The organism is Herbaspirillum sp. SJZ106 (genome assembly GCF_006715495.1).
GTDB lineage: Bacteria > Pseudomonadota > Gammaproteobacteria > Burkholderiales > Burkholderiaceae_D > Herbaspirillum.
Genome location: NZ_VFNI01000005.1, coordinates 399845 through 421709, shown reverse-complemented (window position 1 = coordinate 421709; position 21865 = coordinate 399845). Strand labels below are relative to the sequence as shown.

Below are 21865 nucleotides of genomic sequence, written 5' to 3'. Positions count from 1 at the left end.
GATCCCGCATGTGGCTCCGCTTGCGCCGGAACCACCGGAACCACCGGAATCAGCGTGACCTCAGGCGGCGGCCGCGATTTTCCTGAGGATGTCCCGTAGTTGGGCGATGTCGTAAGGCTTGGGCAGGGAGTGGGAGGCGAAGCCGACATTGCGCGCCACCGCCGCGCCGTAACCGGAGGCAAAGATGATGGACATGCCGGGAAAACGCGATAGCGCGTCCCGGGCCAGGTCGACGCCGGAGATGCCGGGCAGGTTGACGTCGGTAAACAGCACATCGAACGCCTGCTCCTCCAGCGCCTGTTGCGCTTCTTCCCCGGTGGCCACGCCGTGCGCCGCATGGCCAAGCGTTTCGAGCAATTCGCAGATCAGTTCCTGCGAATCGATGTTGTCCTCCACCACCAGCAAGCGCAGGCGCGGCGGCTGGCCGCCGTCATTCCCGGCCGGCCCATGCTGCGGCGACGCGCCGGCGGCATCCGCGGCTTTCCTGCGCTGGCGTTCGGCCACCGGCAAGACATGGATCGTGGCCGAGCCCGGCGCCTCATCCGCAATGTCGCCGCCCCGATCGCCGCGCATCGCCTGCATGCGATGTGCCCGCCTGGACAGCATGTGACGGATGCGCTGCGCCAGCTGGTTGAGGCGGTAAGGCTTGGAAAGCAGCTCGACCCCGGCATCCAGCCGCCCTTCATGCACGATGGCGTCGCGCGGATAGCCGGAAGTAAACAGGATCTCTATGCCCGGCAACAACTGGCGGGCCTGGCGCGCCAGCTCGGTGGCCGGGACGCTGCCCGGCATCACCACATCGGTAAACAGCATGTCGATCGGGACGCCGCTCCGGACGATGGCCAGCGCGCGCTCGCCATTGTCGGCCTTGAGCACGCGATACCCCAGCGAGGACAGCGTATCGGTCACGGTCAATTGCAGGCTGGGGTCGTCTTCCACCACCAGGATGGTTTCGTCGCCGCCATGCACCTCCATTTCGCGGATGTCGTCGACGGCGGCCTCCGCCTCCCGCGAACGCGGGAAACAGATGCGGATCGTGGTGCCCCGGCCCGCTTCGCTCTGGATACTGATATGGCCCTTGCTCTGCTTGACGAAACCGTAGGCCATGGACAAGCCGAGCCCGGTCCCCTCGCCTTCCTTCTTGGTGGTGAAGAACGGTTCGAAGGCGCGCTCGCGCACTTCCGGCGACATGCCGCAACCGTTGTCGGAAATCGACAGCTCCACGTAGTCGCCCGGCTCCAGATCGGCTTGCGCCAGGAAATGCGGATCGGACAAGCGCACGTTGCCCATCTGCAGCGTCAGGCGCCCGCCGTCAGGCATGGCGTCGCGCGCGTTGATGGCGGTGTTGATGATCAGATTCTCGACCTGATTGGGGTCGAGCATGGCGTTCCACAGGTCGCTTGCGACAATCGTGGAGATCTCGATGGTTTCGCCTACCGCGCGGTGCAGCAGGTCATCCATGTCATGCAGCACGCGCTTCAAGTTGATGCTGCGCGGCTGCAGCGGCTGCCGGCGCGCGAACGCCAGCAACTGCGACGACAGCTTGGCGCCGCGGTCGACCGCATCGATGGCGATCTTCACGCGTTGGCGACTCTTCTCTTCCAGCGCCGCAGCGGACTGCAGCAATTGCAGGTTGCCGCCGATGATCTGCAGCACGTTGTTGAAGTCGTGCGCCACGCCGCCGGTCAATTGGCCTACCGCTTCCATTTTCTGCATCTGGCTCAATGCGGCCTCGGCCCGGCTGCGCTCCAGGATTTCCTCGACCACGCGCTGCTCCAGCGTATCGTTGAGTTCGCGCAACGCTTCTTCTGCGCGGCGGCGCTCGGTGATGTCGGTGGATACCGCGATCATGGCCTGCGGCCGGCCTTTCGCATCGACGATGCGACTGATGTTGCTCGACACCCAGAAAGACGAACCGTCCGGGCGCACATAGCGCTTTTCCAGCGTGAAGGATTTGCCGTCCCCGATGCAGCGGTTGAACATCGACATGTTGACCGGCACATCGTCCGGATGCGTCACGTCGGCCAGCGTCATGCGCAGCAATTCCTCCTCGCTGCGGCACAACATGCGGCACAGGGCATCGTTGACCCGCAGGTAGCGTCCCTGCAGGTCGAGTTCGGAAAAGCATACCGACGCCTGGTTGAAAATCGCGGTCAGGCGGTTCTCGCTCGACAGCAGCGCCTGTATCCCGCGGCGGCGTTCGGTGAGGTCGACCAGGGTGCACAACACGCCTTCGACAGCGGCGCCGTCTGCCGCAAAAATCGGCACATAGGAAAAATCGAACCAGGCATCGACCGCGTCTTCCGGCCGCACCACGTGCTGCTCTTCCAGTGTTTGCGTGCGGCCGGCGAAGCATGCCTCGATCGCGGCCAGATGCGCTGCGCGGAGTTGCGGCCAAAACGGCGCCTCATCCAGGCGCGCGCCGAACACGCCGGGATGCTGGCTGCCGATACAGGCCGCGAAAGAATCGTTGTAGAGGATATTGCGCGCGTCGCCCCAGATCAGCAGGGCCGGCGATGGAGAATGCAGGGCGATGTTCAGGGATGCCCGCAGCGCCACCGGCCAATGCGCCGGATCGCCCAACGCATTGTCCGTCCAGTCGGACGCGGAAACGATCTTGCCGGCCTGACCGCCACCGCGCAACCAAGAAATTTCTGCCATGTCGTGAAAACGTATAAGGCCCACTATGTCGTCCGGGTATGGCGGCATCTGCGCCATGCACGGAGGCAAGGCACTTAACGGTTATATGATGACGCCAAGCGCGCAACGCATTACTGCGCCTGGCAAAGAACCTGCATGGGATCCGCCGGTCCGTTGCGGCCGGGATCGGCAATGTCCCCTTTTGCTGCCAAGAGTCCTGAGGGCATCCGCCATCAGGACATGCGCCCTCGTCAGCGTCCCTTCTTTTTTTGCGCGCGCTCTTCCCGCAAGATGCGATTGAGTTCGGCCAGTTCGTTGACCGTTTCGGGAGTCAGGATCACCGGTTCATTGGCATGGTAGGCGCGCCCGCCCAGGCGTCCGTTCATGCCGATATAGGCGCGCGCGCATTGGCGACGGTAAGCCAGGATGTCTTCTTCGCCGTGCAATGGCTGCCCGGATGAATCGCCCGGGGCGCCGGCCGGTGCGCTGCGGATCTCTTCCTCGCATTCGTCCGGCGTTTTTTGCGGATCGGCCGCGTGGCTTCCGATATGGTTCCGGTATGCATCCCAATCGCCTTGCTGGATGGAGATATTCTTGTCGGTCGGATGAGCGGAATCGGACTTGTCCATGACATTTCCCCTGTCAAATTTCCAAAGCTAGCAATCCTTGTTCCTCGCGCTTCCTAAGGCGCGTTCCGGCTTCGCATCGGCGCGCTGCAACTTGCGCCTCCTGTGGCGGGAAAAATGTGCCGGACGTTGGAAACTGCAATCGATTTTTCTTTATATTTCATCGACAACATGGTTTTCACTCCCTGATGTCCAGGTGCAAATACATGCGATGTTTCGCAAATGCCAGCCAGTTCATTTTAGCCAAACCACATGGATCCGGCAGATTTTGTTTGTGAAAAACGAGAGCTTGTATTGCCCATGAACATCATCGCCGCCATTGCCAGCACGCCATGGAAACGCCGTGCCCGGCGCGGCCCTCCTGGGCCCGGACTCCTCCTAAAAAAACAGCGGCAAAGACGCGCCGCGCAACCCTTACCGGACATGCAACACGCCTGGCGCAACCTGTTTTCATGTGCGCTTCCAGACGGGTTTGACGATCATAGGCGGTCGCCATGATGAGCCGTATCGGACGCCATCGTATTTATTTGTAGGACAAAGCGAAAGCCGCCGTATAACGGCGATACTGTCCGGATCGGCAACGTCGTCGGCGAACCTGCGCGGCTTGCTGGCACTGCCGCCTGCGCCTCGGCCGGAAGGCTCAGGCCGCCCTGGCCTGTTGCAGGTTGTCGTCGCGGCTGCAATTGCGGAAGCGGCGGATCAACGCATTGGTCGAACTGTCATGATGCAGCGGCTGGCGATGGTCCAGCAACTGGGATGCCGTACGCTTGGCCAGCGCCTTGCCCAGTTCGACACCCCACTGGTCGAAGGAGTCGATGTTCCAGATCACGCCTTGGGTAAACACGCTGTGTTCATACAACGCCACCAGCGTACCCAGGCTGTACGGCGTGAGCTGCTCGACCAGCATGCTGTTGCTGGGCCGGTTGCCGTCGAATACCCGATGCGGCACCAGTTCTTCCGGCGTGCCCTCCCCGCGCACCTGGGCAGCGCTCTTGCCGAAGGCCAGGGCCTCGGCCTGCGCAAACATGTTCGCCATCAGCAGTTCATGCCGCTCGCCGCCCTGTTCCAGCGGCTTCCAAAAGCCGATGAAGTCGCATGGCACCAGCTGTGTGCCCTGGTGCAGCATCTGGTAGAACGAGTGCTGGCCGTTGATGCCGTTGTCGCCCCAATAGATCGGCGAGGTCGGGTAATCGACAGTCTCGCCGTTGACGGTGACGTGCTTGCCGTTGCTCTCCATGGTCAGTTGCTGCAGATAGGCCGGCAGGCGCTTGAGGTATTGGCTGTATGGCAGCACCGCCTGGCTGGCGGCGTGGAAAAAGTTGGTGTACCAGACCGTGAGCATGCCCAGGATCACCGGCAGGTTCCTCTCCGGCGGCGCGCTGCGGAAATGCTCGTCCATGGCATGGAAACCGCGCAGCATCTGGCGGAAATTTTCCGGGCCGATGGCGATCATGGTCGACAGGCCGATGGCACTGGCCATCGAATAACGTCCGCCCACCCAATCCCAGAAACCGAACATGTTTTCAGGATCGATGCCGAACTGCGCGGCTTGCCCGGTGTTGGTGGTCACGCCGACGAAATGGCGCGACACGGCCCTTTCGTCGCCCAACTGGGCAACCAGCCAATCGCGCGCGGCGCGGGCGTTGGCGATGGTTTCGAGCGTGGTGAAGGTTTTCGAACAGACGATGAACAGCGTTTGCTCGGCCGGCAACGCACGCACGGTTTCCAGCAACGCGGCGCCATCCACGTCCGACAGGAAATGCATGCCGATATCGCGCTTGCCATAATAGCGCAACGCTTCATGCGCCATCATCGGGCCGAGGTCGGAACCGCCGATGCCGATGTTGACCACATGGCGGATCGGGCGGCCGGTATGCCCCAGCCATTGGCCCGAACGCACCCGGCCCGCGAAATCCTCCATGCGGCCCAGCACCTCTTGCACCTGCGCCACCACATCCTCGCCATCGACGATCAGCCGCGATCCCGGCGGCTTGCGCAAGGCCGTATGCAATGCCGGCCGTCCTTCGGTGCTGTTGATCCTCTCGCCACGGAACATGGCATCGATGCGATCTTGCAGGCCGCACTGGCGGGCCAATTGCATCAGCAGCGCCATGGTTTCGGCGGTGACCAGGTTCTTCGAGTAATCGAGGTAGATGCCGACGTCTTCGACCACCATGCTCTCGCCGCGTTTTGCATCGGCGGCGAACAGGCGTTCAAGCTGGAAGTGGCGTGCGCGGTCGCGGTAATGCTCGTCGAGCGCGGCCCAGGCGCTTTTTTCGGTCAACGGTTCACGCTGGGCATAGAGAAAGAGAGGCAACTGGATGTCGCTGGCGGGCAAAGTCGTCATGAGTCCTGCTCCTTGTTCCTGGTGTGCTGGGCGGGGGCGGGCATGGCATCGCTGCACGCCTGATAGTGCAACGCACCAACGATGGCCCAGGCAAGGCTCTTGTCTATCCGAGCCGCTTGCCCGTACATCGCCCCGATCTGGCCAAATGCTTGCTGGATAAGGATTCCAGCATGTTGGCATGGCATGCGAGACAGAGCCACAGGGTAACGGCGCAACTTATGCGCTGCGATAGGACTGCTCCGCTTTTCCCTGTAGGAAAAATGGAAATTGCCGCAATGCAGCTACGCATTGCGGCAATTCGATTGGCGCCTGATTACGGGATGAGTACGGGAATGACGAAAGGAAGGAATGAAGGAAAGGAAGGCTATGCCGCCATGCGGGCGGACTTCAGTCGACTTCTCGCTGCCGGGGACGGCGATGGTCGCCCTTGATCTTGAAGAATTCTTCCCGCCACCACAGCCGGTAGGCCAAATAGGCGCCGAACGCGCAACCGGCCACCAGGACATAGAGCGCATACCAGCTCAGTATGAGCACCCCGTACGACAAGATTTGATCCATGATCCCCATTGCGCTTCTCCCCGCTCGCTTCAGCTTGCGCCGCGCGCGCCAACCTGCCGTCAACCCGTCCTAGCAAATGCCTGCGCGCAGCCCGGGAGCAACGCATCCGGGGGCAGGTCCATCAGAAAATACCGACGACGGTCAATGACCCAATCCGCTGCGCCGCCAGACATACGCGCCGAATGCGCAACTCGCGATAAGCACATACACGGCATACCACAGCAAGGCTTGCGCACCGTAGCTCATCAAAAGGTCGATGATTTTCATATTGTCTCCACCGGATATTCTTTGCCGACGCGCCCAGCTCGCGCAGCTTATTGTTCAGTCTTATGCAGGCCCGCCTATGCCGCAGCCTTCAGAAATGCACCGGATTGTTGCACTTGGCCTGCTGCCATCCGCACCCGTTATCCACGGGCAATCCCGCGCAGTGACTGAACTTAAGTTCATCTTGCTCTTGCCATTTTACGAAGTAAAGCGGCACTTATTTCGCGCAGCAGCAATTTCCGCCTGTCATCAATAAAAAGCCATCCGGCAACGCTTGCCGGTTTGACTTTTCTCTTTCGGAAGATGGGGAGCCGACGGATTCGGCGCATGCCGATGCGTCGGCCAAATGGCATTTTGCAATGCAATACGAAAACCCCGGTGGCCGTCGCCATTTGGCGACGGCCATTCTAAAAAGCATCGCAAAAAATATAAACAATTATCGATAAAAGATGATTATCGGGAGATACGGCCGCAGAGCTTCTCCGCACCGGGACGCCGCTTCCCCCTTGAGGCCTCAGCGCGGCGAAGTCTTCCGCCACAACACCAGCGTCCCCAGCAAACCTGCCAGGATCGAACCGCCAAGCACCCCAAGCTTGAGCTTCGCTTCAAAATCAGCGCTCAACCCCTGGAAGGCCAGGCCGCCGATGAACAGGCTCATGGTGAAACCGATTCCGCACAGCATGCAAACGCCCACGAATTGGCGCGTGCTGGCGCCGGCCGGCGCGCTGGCCAGGCCGCTGCGTATCATCAGCCAGCTGGCACCGAAGACGCCGATGGTCTTGCCCAGCACCAGCCCGGCGGCAATGCCTAGCGGGACCGGATCGAGCAGGCTGTCCACGGACATCCCCCGCAGCGACACGCCGGCATTGGCGAAGGCGAACATCGGCAACACCAGGAAAGCCACCCATGGATGCAGGCCGTGCTCCAGCGCGCCGGCCAGCGGTTGCTCCTTCTTGTCCCGCATCGGGATGGCCAGCGCCGTCAATACCCCGGCCAGCGTGGCGTGAATGCCCGACTTCAGCACGCACACCCAGATCGCCAGGCCGACCACGATATAAACGTCGGCCCGCCGCACGCCTGCGCGGTTGAGCAGCAGCAGCACGATGCTGCCAACGCCGGCCGACACCAGCATGCTCAGCGACAGGCTTTCGGTATAGAACAGCGCGATGACGACGATGGCGCCGAGGTCGTCGATAATCGCCACGGCGGTCAGGAATACCTTGAGCGAGGTCGGCACGCGCGAGCCCAGCAGCATCACGATGCCGATGGCGAAAGCGATGTCGGTCGCCGCAGGAATCGCCCAGCCGCGCAATGCCGCCGCATCGCCCCAGTTGATCGCGGCATAGATCGCCGCCGGCACCGCCATGCCGCCCAGGGCCGCCACCGCAGGCAGGATGGCCTGGCGACGCGAAGCCAGCTCCCCTTCCAAGAACTCCCGCTTGATCTCAAGCCCGACCAGGAAAAAGAACACGGCCATCCACAGGTCGTTGACCCACAACAGCAGCGGCTTGGACAGTACGATCAGCCCGCCGATATCGACCGTGCCCTGGATGCGCGTGAAATTGCCATAGAGGTCGCGCCATGGCGAATTGCTGATGACCAGCGCCAGCACGGCGGCGATAGCCAGCACGATGCCGCCGGCCGCCTCATTCTCGAAAAACTTCATGAAGGCCTTGCCGCCGCTGCGGCTGTGGTGTGCATTGCTCAAATCGATACTCCTTGCCAGCTCATCATTAACCAAGGGCAGACTGTACCAACTGTGGCGCGATTTTCCAAATCGGCCGTCTTGCGCAACGGCATGGCGCTGCTTGAGCATATTAACGCCTATGTCATGCTCGAATTCATTGGGATATCGTCGCCAATCGCGGCAAGCGCTGATCGCACGCCCTCCGTTCATGCAAAAAAGGCCAGCATCGCTGCCGGCCTTTTTTGCATTGGCGCCGCCGTCAGGACGGCTTGAACGCCAGGTAACTCGTGATGAATTCCCGCAGCACCGGCTTGAGCTTGCCGGACAGCACCGCATCCAGCGCATAGGGCGCCTGCTCTTCCATGTAGCTGCGCTGCGCCAGTTCCAGCTGCACCGCGTGCACCTTGTCGGCAGGCCGGCCATAGTTGCGGGTGATGTAGCCGCCCTTGAAACGGCCGTTGAGCACCGCCGGATAATGCGGCGCCAATGCCTGCGCCTGCTTGAGCAAGGCTTCGGCCACGCCGGGAGCGCAGGACTGGCCGCTGGCCGAACCGAAGTTGAACACCGGCAGTTCGCCCTCGAACAGGTGCGGGATCACCGAGCGGATCGAATGCGCATCCCACAGCAAGGCGTAGCCGTGGATGGACTTAAGACGTTCCAGCTCGGCCTGCAGCGCATCGTGGTAAGGCTGCCAGTACAGCGGCAGGCGGCGCGCGACTTCGTCATCGTCCGGCGCCATGCCCGGCTTGTACAGCGGCACGTTGTCGAAGGTGGTCAGCGGGCACAGGCCGGTGGTGTTCTGCCCCGGATACAGGCTCTTGCCGTCGGCCGGGCGGTTCAGGTCGATGACATAGCGCGAATACAACGGACGGATTACGGATACGCCCAGTTCGCCCGCGAAGTCGTACAGGTCTTCGATATGCCAGTCGGTGTCGTCCACCTGCAGACCGACGTCGCTGAAGGCGGGCTGCAACTCCTCCGGCAGCAGCGTGCCGACGTGGGGCATGGAGATCAGCAAGGGCGATGTGCCCTGCCGCAGCTTGAATACTTCCTGGGTCATTGTTGCATCCTCAATCTTTCTCAATCGTTGAGCAAGTGCGACACGGTCGCACGGTAATCGGCGCGCGCCTGTTCTTCCAGCGCATGGCGTCCCCCGGCTACCACCTGGCGGCCGCCGACGAAGACGTCGCGCACCGGATTGCCCTGGTGTTCGCAAAACACCAGGGCCGACAGCAACTGCTCCGGGCCGCGGCCGGCCAGGTTGACGTCCTCGCCATCGAGCACCGCGAAGTCGGCGCGCTGCCCTGCGGCCAGTCCGGCCACAGCCCGCCCGGCAGCGAGCGCGCCGCCGGATACCGCCTGCGCGAACAGGCGGTCGGCCACGGCCGGCTGCGCTTGGGAGGCGAGCATGTTGCGGCGGCGATGGTGCAGGCGCTGCCCATATTCGAGCAGGCGCAGCTCCGAACGCAGGTCGATGGCGATGTTGCTGTCCGAGCCGATGCCCCAGTTGGCGCCGTCGGCCAGCAGGCGCGGCGCATCGATAATGCCGTCGCCGAGATTGGCTTCGGTGGTGGGGCACAGGCCCGCCACGGCGCCGCTCTGGGCCACGGCGCGGTACTCGTCGTCCGCCATGTGGGTGGCGTGCACCAGGCACCAGCGGGCATCGAGCTCCTGCAATGAAAGCAACAACTGTACCGGACGCTTGCCGCACCAGGCCAGGCAGTCGTCGACTTCCTTGGTCTGCTCGGCGATGTGGATGTGGATCGGCGCATCGGCCCCATGCGCCGATGCGCGCACGCCGCCGACCAGTTCGGCCAGGCCGTCGGCGGCGACCGCGCGCAGCGAATGCGGCGCCACGCCGTAGCGGCGCATGCCGTTCTCCGGCAATACGCGCTGCAGGCGTTCGCGCAGTTCCAGCATCCATTGCGGCGACGAGATGAAACGCGCCTGGTGCGGCATCGGGGCGATGCCGCCGAAGCCGCCATGCTGGTACAGCACCGGCAGTAGCGTCATGCCGATGCCGGCGTCCTGCGCCGCCTGCATCACGCGCAGCGACAGCTCGGCCGGGTCGGCATAGGCGGCGCCGCCTTCGGCGTGGTGCAGGTAATGGAATTCGCACACCGAGGTGTAGCCGGCCTTGAGCATCTCGATGTAGAGATGGCGCGCGATCGCTTCCATGTGTTGCGGCTGCAGCCGCTGGGCGAAGCGGTACATCAGCGTGCGCCAGCTCCAGAAGGAATCGGTCGGGCTGCCCATGGTCTCGGTCAGGCCGGCCATGGCGCGCTGGAAGGCATGCGAATGCAGGTTGGGCATGCCGGGAATCACCGGGCCGGCGGCCTGCGCCGCGCCGCCGCACACGCTGCCGGGCGTGGCCTGGATCAGGTTGCCGACGGCGTCCCAGCGCAGCAGCACGTCGCTGCGCCATCCCTCGGGCAGCAATGCGCGCGGGCAGAACAGCGCGCCATCGGCGGAATTGTTGTCTTGCTCGGTGTGAGTGTGCATGGACTCACCTTTCCCGTTCTTTGCATGGTTGAATGACACCGCGCGCCGGCTGGCGGCCACGGGCAGCGGATCAGGTCTTGCGGCGGATACGGATGGCCAGCGCCAGCGCGCCGGCCGCGCACAGCAAGTCGGGCAGGAGCGCGCCTTCACGCAGCCTGACGAATTCGCCCGCGCGCAGTTGCAGCAGCATCCCGGAGGCGTCGGAAAGACAGGCCGCGCCTTGCGCGACATACAGCAATACCGTATCGGCCGGAAGCCGGCGGGAATTCTGCTCGCTCAGCGCCACCACTTCGCCGCTGGCCAGATCGCGCCGCACCATCAGGTTGAAATCCAGGGTGGGCGCGCCGTGCAGGCTGACCGACACCTCCGCCTCGCCGGCAAAGGAAAACGGCGCGAAGCATTGGCGCAGGTCGTGTATTTGCGCGCCGTCGGCATGCATGGTGAAACCGCCGCCCTCCAGCAATACGATGGTGCGGTCGATGCCGGCAAAAGTCGAAAAGACGCCATCGCGCCCGACATCGGCCACGCTGGCGCGCCAGGCGAAGGAGGAGAAATCCGCCTCGGGCGGCTCCACGCACAGCTCGCGCGTCTGCCCGCCTTCGTTTTTCCAGGGCACCGCGGCAATCCGCGCGAGACTGCCGCTGGCGATGATGGCGTCGCCGGCTTGCGCCTTCGGGAAAGCCTCAGCCGCCATGGGCCGCCTCGCGCGCGAGCATGGTCTGCAGGAAGCTGCGGGTGCGCGCTTCCCTGGGCGCGGTAAAGATATCGGCCGGCGCGCCGGCCTCGACGATGCTGCCATGGTCCATCACCACCACCACATCGGCCACCTCGCGGGCGAAGCCCATCTCATGGGTGACGATCAGCATGGTCATGCCTTCGGCGGCCAGGTCCTTCATCACCTGCAGCACTTCGCCCACCAGTTCGGGGTCGAGCGCGGAGGTCGGCTCGTCGAACAGCATCACCTTGGGTTCCATCGCCAGCGCGCGGGCGATCGCCACGCGCTGCTTCTGGCCGCCGGAGAGCGTGCCGGGGTAGACCTTGGCCTTGTGCGCCAGGCCCACCTTCTCCAGCAGGCGCATGCCCTGCTCTTCGGCCTGCTTGCGCGGCGCTCCGCGCAGGCAGGTCGGCGCCAGCGTGATGTTGTCCAGCACGGTGAGATGCGGGAACAGGTTGAACGACTGGAACACCATGCCGACCTCGGCGCGCAGCTCGTCCAGCCGGGCTTCAGGCATCATGCGCCCGGCTTGCACCACCGGGTGTCCGCACACCGTGACGGTGCCGCCTTCGGCGGTTTCCAGGCCGTTCAGGCAGCGCAGGAAGGTGCTTTTTCCCGAGCCGCTGGGGCCGATCACCACCACCACCTGGCTGGGCTGCACGGCGAAGTCGATGTCCTTGAGCACCACATGGTCGCCGAAGGATTTCTTCAGGCCCTTGATGTCGACGATGGCTTGCGTCATCACACTCTCCCTTCCGAACGCAGTACTTTCTCGATCCGGCGCAGGATCAGGGTGGTCACGCTGGTGAGGATCAGGTAGATCGCGGCGATGACCAGGTAAACCTCCAGCGAGCGGTAGCTCACGCTGATGATCTTTTCGCCCTCGTGCATCAGGTCGGCGATGGTCAAGAGCGACACCAGCGCCGAGTTCTTGATCAGCGCGATGAATTCATTGCCCAGCGGCGGGATCATGCGCACGAAAGCCTGCGGCAGGATCACGCGGCGCATCGCCATCTTGTACGGCAAGCCGAGCGAGCGGGCTGCCTCCATCTGGCCGCGCTCGATGGACTGGATCGAACCTCGCACGATCTCGGAAACATAGGCGCCGCTGTAGATGCCCAGGCCGAGGATGCCGCATACATAGGCCGGCAGCAGGATGCCGAAATGCGGCAGGCCGAAGAACCAGATGAACAATTGCACCAGCAGCGGCGTGCCGCGCACCAGGGTCAGGTAGACGGTGCAGATGCCATAGATGATGCGGCGCTGCGGCGACAGGCGCCCCAGCCCGACCAGCAGGCCCAGCAGGCAGCCCAGCACCAAGGCGGCGGCAGTGATTTCCACCGTGACCGCGGTGCCGGTGGCAAGCGAATGCCAGCTTTCCCATACCGGCGAAAAGTCGAAATCCATGTGGGCTCCGGAAAATTGAAATGCGAATTGAAATGCAGAATGCACAACCGCGCCGGCTTGCCGCCGTGCAGGTCGATTGAAAAAGAAGAAAGCCGCCGCGGCCGCGCTCGCCGTCACGATGGCAATGGCGGCGCGGCGCTCAGGCCGGCATTACTCGCTCTTGCCGAACCACTTGTCGGTCAACGCGGTATAGGTGCCGTTCACGCGCAGGGTCTGCAGGGCGCGGTTCAACTGCTGCGCCAGTTCGGTATCGCTCTTGCGCATGGCGAAACCGTACAGCTCGGTGGTCAGGCCCTTGTCCAGCACGCGCACCAGCGGCTGGGTGCGGGCGTATTCCACCGCGGCCGGGCGGCCGGTGACGGCGGCATTGACGCGGCCGGTGGCCAGCAGGTCGAACATGGCCTGGTTCTTCTCGACCTCGACGCGCTCCACGCCGGGGAAGTTGTCCTTGAGGTAGGCCACCGACTTGGTGCCGACCTGCACCGATACCTTCTTGCCGCGGTTCAGGTCGTCCGGCACCTTGATGCTCTGGTCGTCGCGGCGCACCAGCACAGCCAGGCCGCCGCGATAGTACGGGTCGCTGAAGTTGACCACCTTGCGGCGCTCATCGGTCATGTAGATGGCCGATGCGGCGATGTCGAAGCGGTTGGAAATCAGGCCGGGGATCAGGCCCTTGAAGTCGATGTCCACCCATTGGATCTTCTTGCCCATGTTTTTGGCCAGCGCCTCCATCAGTTCGATGTCGAAGCCGGTGCGTTTGCCGTCCTTGACGAACTCCATCGGCGGGAAGGTCGCATCGGTGCCGACGCGGATCACGTTGTCGGCGGCCTGGGCCGCAGGGACGGCGGCGGACAAGGCGAAGACGGCCATACAGGCGCAGAGCAGCTTGGAAAATTTCATCATGTGTTCCTCAGTAAAAACGACGGATCGGACTGGTGCAGGATGATTTCCTGGCGGGATGACAACAACAAAACGCTCGGGCCGCTTCCCATGCCGTTTCAGCATGACTCCCTGTCGGCCTAGGCCCCAGGGCCTTTAACGAACAGGCCCTAACTTAAAAACGATTGCAAATGCGCTGCGCCGCTTCCACGGTCATGCGGATCAGCTCCTGCTCACGCGCCCCGACGCGCAATGCCGGCGCCATCAGCGTGATCGTGCCTTCCAGGCGGCCGTTGGACGTCATGATCGGCACCGAAACGCCCCAAACGCCGAGGTCGACCTCGCTCTCGCTGGTGGAATAGCCGCGGCGGCGAATCTCTTCAAGTTTCGCTTCCAGTGCGGCCGCTTCTTCCGGCTTGTCGCCCAACTGGTCGGCCAGCAGCTTTTGCTGCAGCTTGCGCGGCATGAACGCCAGCAGGCTTCTGGCCGATGCGCCTTTGTGCAGCTTATGCGCGCGGCCCTTGGTGAAGGAGCAGCGCAACGGCTGGGTGCTTTCTTCCATGGCGATGCAAACCATCTCGCCATTGGTATAGACCAGCAGGCCCACGCTCTCGCCGCTGCGCGCGACCAGCGCGCTGATCTCGTCCCGGCTTTGGCTGATCAGGTTGGAGTTCTGGTCGAAGCCCCAGGCCAGTTGCACGCCGGTCGGACCGGGTTCGAAGGTGCCGGAGTTCATGTGTTCCTGCAGCAGGCCCCACTTCTTGAGCGACGCCAGGTGGCGATAAACGGTGCTGACCGGCTGCTGCACCATGGCGGCAATCTGCTTGGCGCTCACAGGCTTGCCGGCGCGCGCCACGCCAGCCAGAACATGAAGTACGCGATCGACGGTGGTCGAGGTTTGAGGAGAGTCCATGGACGCAATATAAGTTTAAATTCTCAGTTTTGGATTTAATTTCCCGTGGGTAGAGAAATTTTCTTTAAAAATTTAAGAAGCTATTTCAGCTTTCTCAAATGGCGGCAAATTTTCTCACCTGCGATCCGAATTGACTCATGCTATTTTTTAACCGAATCAAGATAGAAATATTTAATTGTCGACACTTGCAAAACATTTCATGCAAAGTGCTATGATTAAATCAATAAAACAGCCAACATTGTCGACACTATGAGCGAGTTGATCACTTTGCCGGGTTCGGAACGAGATGGGGAGACACTTTCGGAACATGTCTTCCGGAAAATCCAGACCGCCATCGTCCAGGGCGCCATCGCCCCCGGCAGCAAGATTTCCGAGCCGGAACTGGCGCGCACCTACGGCATCAGCCGCGGCCCTCTGCGCGAGGCGATCCATCGCCTGGAAGGCCAGAACCTGCTGGTGCGCGTGCCGCACGTCGGCGCGCGCGTGGTGTCGCTGACCCTGGAAGGCCTGGTCGAACTGTTCCAGATCCGCGAATCGCTGGAAGGCATGGCCTGCCGGCTGGCGGCCGAACGCATGAGCCGCGCCGAACTCGACGAACTGCGCCGCGTGCTGGACATGCACGAGAAGGATGAAGCCTTCCAGGCCGGGCGCGGCTACTACCAGCAGGAAGGCGACTACGACTTCCATTACAAGATCATCCAGGCCAGCGGCAACGCAATCCTCACGCGCATCCTGTGCGGCGAGCTGTACCAGCTGGCGCGCATGTACCGCATCCAGTATTCCGCCACCCCCAACCGTCCGCGCCACGCCTTCGCCGAACACCATCGCATCCTCGACGCGCTGGCCGACGGCGACGGCGAACTGGCCGACCTGCTGATGCGCCGGCACATCGGCGCCTCGCGCCGCAATATCGAGCACCAGATCGCACAGGCCAACGCACAGCGCGATCAAGCCTGACAACGACACCCATTTACCGAGACAACCACGAGCCATCCGCCATGAACACTCAATACCGCAAGCAACTGCCCGGCACCAAGCTGGACTATTTCGACGCCCGCGCCGCCGTCAACGCCATCCAGCCGGGCGCCTGGGACGGCCTGCCCTACACTTCGCGCGTGCTGGCCGAGAACCTGGTGCGCCGCTGCGACCCGGCCACGCTGACCGACTCGCTGCGCCAACTGATCGAGCGCCGCCGCGACCTGGATTTCCCCTGGTTCCCGGCGCGCGTGGTGTGCCATGACATCCTGGGCCAGACCGCGCTGGTCGACCTGGCCGGCCTGCGCGATGCGATCGCCGACATGGGCGGCGACCCGGCCAAGGTCAACCCGGTGGTGCCGGTGCAACTGATCGTGGATCATTCGCTGGCGGTGGAATGCGGCGGCGACGACCCGCAAGCCTTCGAGAAGAACCGCGCCATCGAAGACCGCCGCAACGAAGACCGCTTCCACTTCATCGACTGGACCAAGCTGGCCTTTGAAAACGTCGACGTGATCCCGCCCGGCAACGGCATCATGCACCAGATCAACCTGGAAAAAATGTCGCCGGTGATCTACACCAAGGACGGCGTGGCCTTCCCCGACACCCTGGTCGGCACCGACAGCCACACCCCGCACGTGGATGCACTGGGCGTGATCGCCATCGGCGTGGGCGGCCTGGAAGCCGAGAACGTGATGCTGGGCCGCGCCTCGTGGATGCGCCTGCCCGACATCGTCGGCGTCGAACTGACCGGCCGCCGCCAGCCCGGCATCACCGCCACCGACATCGTGCTGTCGCTGACCGAGTTCCTGCGCAAGCAGAAGGTGGTCGGCGCCTACCTGGAGTTCTATGGCGACGGCGCTTCCAGCCTGACCCTGGGCGACCGCGCCACGATCTCCAACATGGCACCGGAATACGGCGCTACCGCCGCCATGTTCTCGATCGACCAGCAGACCATCGACTACCTGAAGCTGACCGGCCGCGAAGATGAGCAGGTCAGGCTGGTGGAAACCTATGCCAGGGAAACCGGGCTGTGGTCCGACAGCCTGAAGGATGTCGAGTACGAGCGCGTGCTGCGCTTCGACCTCTCGACCGTGGTGCGCACGCTGGCCGGGCCGAGCAATCCGCACAAGCGCCTGCCGGTATCCGAACTGGCCGCGCAAGGCATCGCCGGCAAGGTGGAAAACGAGCCGGGCAAGATGCCCGACGGCGCCGTCATCATCGCCGCCATCACCAGTTGCACCAACACCAGCAACCCGCGCAACGTGATCGCCGCCGCCCTGCTGGCGCGCAACGCCAACCGCCTGGGCCTGCAGCGCAAGCCGTGGGTGAAGAGTTCGCTGGCGCCGGGATCGAAGGCGGTCGAACTGTACCTGGACGAAGCCGGCCTGACCGGCGACCTGGAAAAACTGGGCTTCGGCATCGTCGCCTTCGCCTGCACCACCTGCAACGGCATGTCGGGCGCGCTCGATCCCAAGATCCAGCAGGAAATCATCGACCGCGACCTGTACAGCACCGCCGTGCTGTCGGGCAACCGCAACTTCGATGGCCGCATCCACCCCTACGCCAAGCAAGCCTTCCTGGCCTCGCCGCCGCTGGTGGTGGCCTATGCGATTGCCGGCACCATCCGCTTCGACATCGAGCAGGACGTGCTGGGCACCACTGCCGACGGCAAAGAAATCCGCCTCAAAGACATCTGGCCCTCCGATGAAGAAATCGACGAAGTGGTCAAGGCCGCCGTCAAGCCGCAGCAATTCCGCAACGTCTACACCCCGATGTTCGCCGCCCGCGTCGACCGCGGCGCCAAGGTCAGCCCCTTGTACGACTGGCGCCCGCAAAGCACCTACATCCGCCGCCCGCCCTACTGGGAAGGCGCGCTGGCCGGCGAGCGCACGCTGCAAGGCATGCGGCCGCTGGCGGTGCTGGGCGACAACATCACCACCGACCACCTGTCGCCGTCCAACGCCATCCTGCTCGACAGCGCGGCCGGCGAATACCTGCACAAGATGGGCTTGCCGGAGGAAGACTTCAACTCCTACGCCACCCACCGCGGCGACCACCTGACCGCGCAGCGCGCCACCTTCGCCAATCCGAAGCTGTTCAATGAAATGGTGAAGAAGGCGGACGGCAGCGTGCAGCAAGGTTCGCTGGCGCGCCTGGAGCCGGAAGGCAAGGTCATGCGCATGTGGGAAACCATCGAAGCCTACATGGAGCGCAAGCAGCCGCTGATCATCATCGCCGGCGCCGACTACGGCCAGGGCTCTTCGCGCGACTGGGCCGCCAAGGGCGTGCGCCTGGCCGGCGTGGAAGCCATCGTGGCCGAAGGTTTCGAGCGCATCCACCGCACCAACCTGATCGGCATGGGCGTGCTGCCGCTGGAGTTCAAGGCCGGCGAGAACCGTAATACCTACGCCATCGACGGCACCGAGACCTATGACGTGATCGGCCAACGCCGCCCGCGCGCCGACCTGACGCTGGTGATCCGCCGCAAGAACGGCGAACGCGTCGAAGTGCCGGTGACCTGCCGCCTGGATACCGCCGAGGAAGTATCGATTTACGAAGCCGGCGGCGTGCTGCAGCGGTTTGCGCAGGACTTTTTGGAAGCCTCGGCCAATGCCGGCAAAAACGACCACAAGTCGGTTTGATGGATCTCTGAAGCAGTGACTCCGTTCGCCCTGAGTAGCGCGCAGCGCGTATCGAAGGGCAGCTTCGGTGCGCTGGCTTCGATACGCCGCTAAAGCGGCTACTCAGCCCGAACGGGCAAAAAGAAAAGGAATGCAAGCATGAGCCAAGTCCCCCAGATCCGCATCCCCGCCACCTACCTGCGCGGCGGCACCAGCAAGGGCGTGTTCTTCAAGCTGGATGACCTGCCCGAAGCCGCGCGCGTGCCCGGCCGCGCGCGCGACAAGCTGCTGCAGCGCGTGATCGGCAGCCCCGACCCCTACGGCAAGCAGATCGACGGCATGGGCGCCGCCACTTCCAGTACCAGCAAGACGGTGATCATTTCCAAGAGCGCCCGCCCCGGCCATGACGTCGACTACCTGTTCGGCCAGGTCTCGATCGACAAGGACTTCGTCGACTGGAGCGGCAACTGCGGCAACCTGTCGGCCGCGGTCGGCCCGTTCGCCATCGCCGCCGGTCTGGTCGCGGCGGACAAGGTGCCGCAGGACGGCATCGCCGTGGTGCGCATCTGGCAGGCCAACATCGGCAAGACCATCGTCGCCCACGTCCCCATCGCCAACGGCCAGGTGCAGGAAACCGGCGACTTCGAACTGGACGGCGTGACCTTCCCGGCGGCCGAAGTACAACTGGAATTCATGGACCCGGCCGCCGACGAAGACGGCGCCGGCGGCGCCATGTTCCCGACCGGGAACGTGGTCGACACGCTGGAGGTGCCCGGCGTCGGCAGCTTCCAGGCCACCATGATCAATGCCGGCATTCCCACCATCTTCCTCAACGCCGAAGACATCGGCTACACCGGCGCCGAGCTGCAGGACGCCATCAACGGCGACCCGGCCGCGCTGGCGCGCTTCGAGACCATCCGCGCGCACGGCGCCATCCGCATGGGTCTAATTACCAGGGTGGAAGAAGCCGCCACCCGCCAGCACACGCCCAAGGTGGCATTCGTGGCCAAGCCGCGGGATTACATCTCGTCCAGCGGCAAGCCGGTGACCGTCAAGGATGCCGACGTATTGGTGCGCGCGATGTCGATGGGCAAGCTGCACCACGCGATGATGGGCACCGCCGCCGTCGCCATCGGCACCGCTGCGGCGATCCCCGGCACGCTGGTGAACCTGGCCGCCGGCGGCGGCGAGCGCAACAACGTGCGCTTCGGCCACCCCTCCGGCACGCTGCGGGTAGGCGCCGAGGCCAAGCTGGAAAACGGACAGTGGGTCGTGACCAAGGCCATCATGAGCCGCAGCGCGCGGGTGCTGATGGAAGGCTGGGTGCGGGTGCCGGGCGACGCGTTCTGACCGGAAACGGTCAGCGGGTACGCTGACCGGGATTCAGAACACCACGCCCGAAGACAGGATGATGTTGGCGTAAGGCGTGCATTCGCCGGTGCGGATGAAGGCGCGCGCCTGGCGCGTGCGCTGCTTGAATTCTTCATGCGGCACCAGCTGCGCCCCCGGCAATCCCAATGCCCCGATCTGCGCGGCCAATGCCGGGCTGCGCTGCGCCAGCTCCTGCGCCAGCACATGCTGCTCCACCTGCAGTTCGGCCAGGATGGTCTTGAGCGTGTCCATGAAACCGGGAATGCCCGGCGTCAGCGCCAGGTCGATCACCGGCACGCCTGCCGGCGCCGGCAGGCCGGCATCGCCGATGACGAGCGTGTCGCCATGCCCCATGGATGCGATCACTTGCGAGATGGCGGCGTTGAGCAGCGGTGTTTTCTTCATGCTTTTTCCTTGGCGGTACGGCAACTTACAGGCGCACTTCGTCGCGCATCGGGATCGAGGTCTGGGCGCCGGTGCGGGTGACGCTGATGGCGGCTGCGGCCTGGCCGTAGGCGATGGCGGTGAACTCGTCGCGGCCGGCATCGAGCGCGGCGATGAAGCCGCCGATGAAGGTGTCGCCGGCGGCGGTGGTATCGACCGCCTTGACCTTCTGCGCCTCCAGATGGCGCGCGCCGGCCCGCTCGAAGTGGCCGTATACGCCCTTCTCCCCCAAAGTCACCACCACGTTGCGGGCGCCGCGCGCGCGCAGCTTCGCCGCCAGCATGGGGATGTCGTCGGATTCTTCTTCGGCCAGCATCGCCGCCTCGATCTCGTTGAGGATGAGATAGTCGATCTTCTCCAGCATCCCCGCCGGCAAGGCTTGCGCCGGCGCGGGATTGAGCACCACGGTCTTGCCCAGCGCGTGCGCCATGTCGACGGCGTGCGCGACGACCGGCATCGGCACTTCCAGTTGCAGCAGCACGATGGAGGCCGAGGCGATCAGTTCGCGCGCCCGTTCCAGCTGGGCCACATCCAGCCGGCCGTTGGCGCCGGCAGCCAGGACGATGCTGTTCTGCGCCCGGTCGTCGACCAGGATGGAGGCGATGCCGGTGGCTTCGTCGGCGATGTCGGCGATGTAGCGGTCGTCGATGCCGTTGGCGACAATCGAGGCGCGCATCTGGCGGCCGAAGGCGTCGCCGCCCAGGCAGGCGACCATGGCGACCGGCGTGCCGTGCTGGCACAGGCGCGCGCAGGCCACGGCCTGGTTGGCGCCCTTGCCGCCGGGAATGGTCATGAACTTGCCGCCGGCCAGGGTTTCGCCGGGCATGGGCATGCGCGGCACGCGCAAGACCAGGTCCATATTGATGCTGCCGATGATGACGATCATGCTCTAAGCTTTCTTCAAAAACGGGGCCGTCGAGCCCCGGATCTGCAATTGCGGCGCGACCGTTTCGCGCCGGATGGGGCGTTTCGGATCGGCAATGCGCTCCAGCAGGCATTGCGCGGTCAGGTTGCCGAGCTGGCGCGTGTTCTGCGCCACCGTGGTCAGCGGCGGATGCACGAACTGGGCCAGTTCGATATCGTCGAAGCCGACCACCGACAGCGCTTCCGGCACGGCGATGCCGAGTTCCCCGGCCGCGCGCAGCACGCCGATGGCCATCAGGTCGTTGCAGCAAAAGATGGCGTCCGGCGCCGGCTGCGCCTGCAATAGCCGCATCGCCGCGCGATAGCCGCCGATGCTGGTGAAGTCGGCATGCAGCACCGCCGCCGGCGCCAGCTGGGCGCCCTGCTGCTCGATGCTGTCGCGAAAACCGCCGACGCGTTCGTCCGACAGCGCCAGCCCGCGCGGCCCGGCAATGCAGGCCAGGCGCGGGCGCCGCAGGGCCAGCAGGTGCTGCGCCGCCAAGCGGCCGCCCTGCACGTTGTCGGTGCTGACCAGGTCGATCTGCAGTTCCTTGGGCGCACGGTCCAGCAGCACGGTGGGAATCTTCAGCCGGCCCAGCAGCGCGTGATCGGTCTGTGTCAGGGTGGCGATGATCAGGCCGTCGCAGCGCTTGGTCAGCAGCACCTGCAAGTAGTCGTTCTGCTTGTCGGGGTCGTCATCGGAATTGCACAGGATGACGCTGTAGCCGGCGCCGTAGCAGAAATCCTCGATGCCGCGCGCCAGCTCGGAGAAATACGGATTGGTGTTGTTGGGGATGATCAGCCCGATACTGCCGGTTACCTTGCTCTTGAGCGAACGCGCCAGCGCGCTGGGCACGTAGGCCAGCTCTTCGACCGCGCTGAGCACGCGCTGGCGCGCCTCGGGGCTGACCGGCCGCGTCTCGTTGAGCACATGCGAGACCGTGGTGAAGGAAACCCCGGCCAGCCGTGCGACGTCCTTGATGGTTGCCATAAAAAGTTCAGATGCCCGG

19 protein-coding genes are annotated in these 21865 nt (G+C 64.1%); 3 read left to right on the top strand and 16 right to left on the bottom strand.

Annotated elements, in window-relative coordinates; genetic code table 11:
• Positions 1-60 precede the first annotated feature (60 nt).
• The 13 genes from FB598_RS17320 to FB598_RS17265 form a co-directional block, all read right to left on the bottom strand.
• A complete protein-coding gene (locus FB598_RS17320) occupies positions 61-2661 on the bottom strand; it encodes a response regulator (protein WP_141916893.1) in 2601 nt (866 codons plus the stop codon).
• A 230-nt stretch (positions 2662-2891) separates the two neighbouring features.
• Positions 2892-3269 carry a hypothetical protein gene (locus FB598_RS17315; RefSeq protein WP_141916891.1) on the bottom strand — a complete coding sequence of 126 codons (378 nt, stop codon included), beginning with the start codon at positions 3267-3269 and terminating at the stop codon, positions 2892-2894.
• A gap of 637 nt (positions 3270-3906) precedes the next feature.
• Complete coding sequence (gene pgi / locus FB598_RS17310) at positions 3907-5613, bottom strand: glucose-6-phosphate isomerase (RefSeq protein ID WP_141916890.1); 1707 nt, start codon at positions 5611-5613, stop codon at positions 3907-3909.
• Positions 5614-6000: 387 nt separating this feature from the next.
• Complete coding sequence (locus FB598_RS17305; protein ID WP_183405875.1) at positions 6001-6171, bottom strand: hypothetical protein; 171 nt, start codon at positions 6169-6171, stop codon at positions 6001-6003.
• A gap of 141 nt (positions 6172-6312) precedes the next feature.
• Positions 6313-6438: a hypothetical protein gene (locus FB598_RS20935; RefSeq protein ID WP_255464056.1), complete on the bottom strand. Its 126-nt coding sequence runs from the start codon at positions 6436-6438 to the stop codon at positions 6313-6315.
• Positions 6439-6949: 511 nt separating this feature from the next.
• Positions 6950-8101 (bottom strand): Na+/H+ antiporter NhaA, encoded by a 1152-nt coding sequence (nhaA, locus tag FB598_RS17300; protein WP_141917082.1) that lies wholly within the window; start codon positions 8099-8101, stop codon positions 6950-6952.
• 280 nt (positions 8102-8381) lie between these two features.
• Positions 8382-9182, bottom strand: coding sequence for an N-formylglutamate deformylase (hutG, locus tag FB598_RS17295; RefSeq protein ID WP_141916888.1), 801 nt, complete (start codon positions 9180-9182; stop codon positions 8382-8384).
• A gap of 20 nt (positions 9183-9202) precedes the next feature.
• Positions 9203-10624: a formimidoylglutamate deiminase gene (locus FB598_RS17290; RefSeq protein ID WP_141916887.1), complete on the bottom strand. Its 1422-nt coding sequence runs from the start codon at positions 10622-10624 to the stop codon at positions 9203-9205.
• 70 nt (positions 10625-10694) lie between these two features.
• Complete coding sequence (locus FB598_RS17285; RefSeq protein WP_141916885.1) at positions 10695-11318, bottom strand: HutD family protein; 624 nt, start codon at positions 11316-11318, stop codon at positions 10695-10697.
• Positions 11308-12081, bottom strand: coding sequence for an amino acid ABC transporter ATP-binding protein (locus FB598_RS17280; RefSeq protein WP_141916882.1), 774 nt, complete (start codon positions 12079-12081; stop codon positions 11308-11310). The genes FB598_RS17285 and FB598_RS17280 overlap by 11 nt, the downstream gene beginning before the upstream one ends.
• Entirely contained in the window at positions 12081-12746 is a 666-nt protein-coding gene (locus FB598_RS17275; protein ID WP_050468880.1) for an amino acid ABC transporter permease, read from the bottom strand. Before FB598_RS17275 ends, FB598_RS17280 begins: the two co-directional genes overlap by 1 nt.
• Positions 12747-12896: 150 nt before the next feature.
• The gene (locus FB598_RS17270; RefSeq protein ID WP_141917079.1) at positions 12897-13646 is read right to left on the bottom strand and encodes a glutamine ABC transporter substrate-binding protein; all 750 of its coding nucleotides are present in this window, start codon (positions 13644-13646) and stop codon (positions 12897-12899) included.
• 154 nt (positions 13647-13800) lie between these two features.
• The gene (locus FB598_RS17265; RefSeq protein WP_141916880.1) at positions 13801-14538 is read right to left on the bottom strand and encodes an IclR family transcriptional regulator; all 738 of its coding nucleotides are present in this window, start codon (positions 14536-14538) and stop codon (positions 13801-13803) included.
• Between the two features lie 249 nt (positions 14539-14787).
• On the opposite strand from FB598_RS17265, the gene FB598_RS17260 reads away from it, so the two are divergent.
• From FB598_RS17260 to prpF, 3 genes are all read left to right on the top strand, one after another.
• A complete protein-coding gene (locus FB598_RS17260; RefSeq protein ID WP_141916877.1) occupies positions 14788-15495 on the top strand; it encodes a GntR family transcriptional regulator in 708 nt (235 codons plus the stop codon).
• A gap of 41 nt (positions 15496-15536) precedes the next feature.
• Positions 15537-18158, top strand: coding sequence for a Fe/S-dependent 2-methylisocitrate dehydratase AcnD (gene acnD, locus FB598_RS17255; RefSeq protein WP_141916873.1), 2622 nt, complete (start codon positions 15537-15539; stop codon positions 18156-18158).
• 138 nt (positions 18159-18296) lie between these two features.
• The gene (gene prpF, locus FB598_RS17250) at positions 18297-19487 is read left to right on the top strand and encodes a 2-methylaconitate cis-trans isomerase PrpF (protein WP_141916870.1); all 1191 of its coding nucleotides are present in this window, start codon (positions 18297-18299) and stop codon (positions 19485-19487) included.
• Positions 19488-19520: 33 nt separating this feature from the next.
• Here prpF and rbsD read toward each other — a convergent pair whose 3' ends face one another.
• From rbsD to FB598_RS17235, 3 genes are read right to left on the bottom strand one after another with little or no spacing between them, the layout of a single operon-like run.
• Positions 19521-19913, bottom strand: a complete 393-nt coding sequence (rbsD, locus tag FB598_RS17245; RefSeq protein ID WP_141916867.1) for a D-ribose pyranase — start codon at positions 19911-19913, stop codon at positions 19521-19523.
• A 25-nt stretch (positions 19914-19938) separates the two neighbouring features.
• Positions 19939-20838, bottom strand: a complete 900-nt coding sequence (gene rbsK, locus FB598_RS17240; protein ID WP_141916863.1) for a ribokinase — start codon at positions 20836-20838, stop codon at positions 19939-19941.
• 3 nt (positions 20839-20841) lie between these two features.
• Positions 20842-21846, bottom strand: coding sequence for a LacI family DNA-binding transcriptional regulator (locus tag FB598_RS17235; RefSeq protein ID WP_141916859.1), 1005 nt, complete (start codon positions 21844-21846; stop codon positions 20842-20844).
• Positions 21847-21865: the final 19 nt, after the last annotated feature.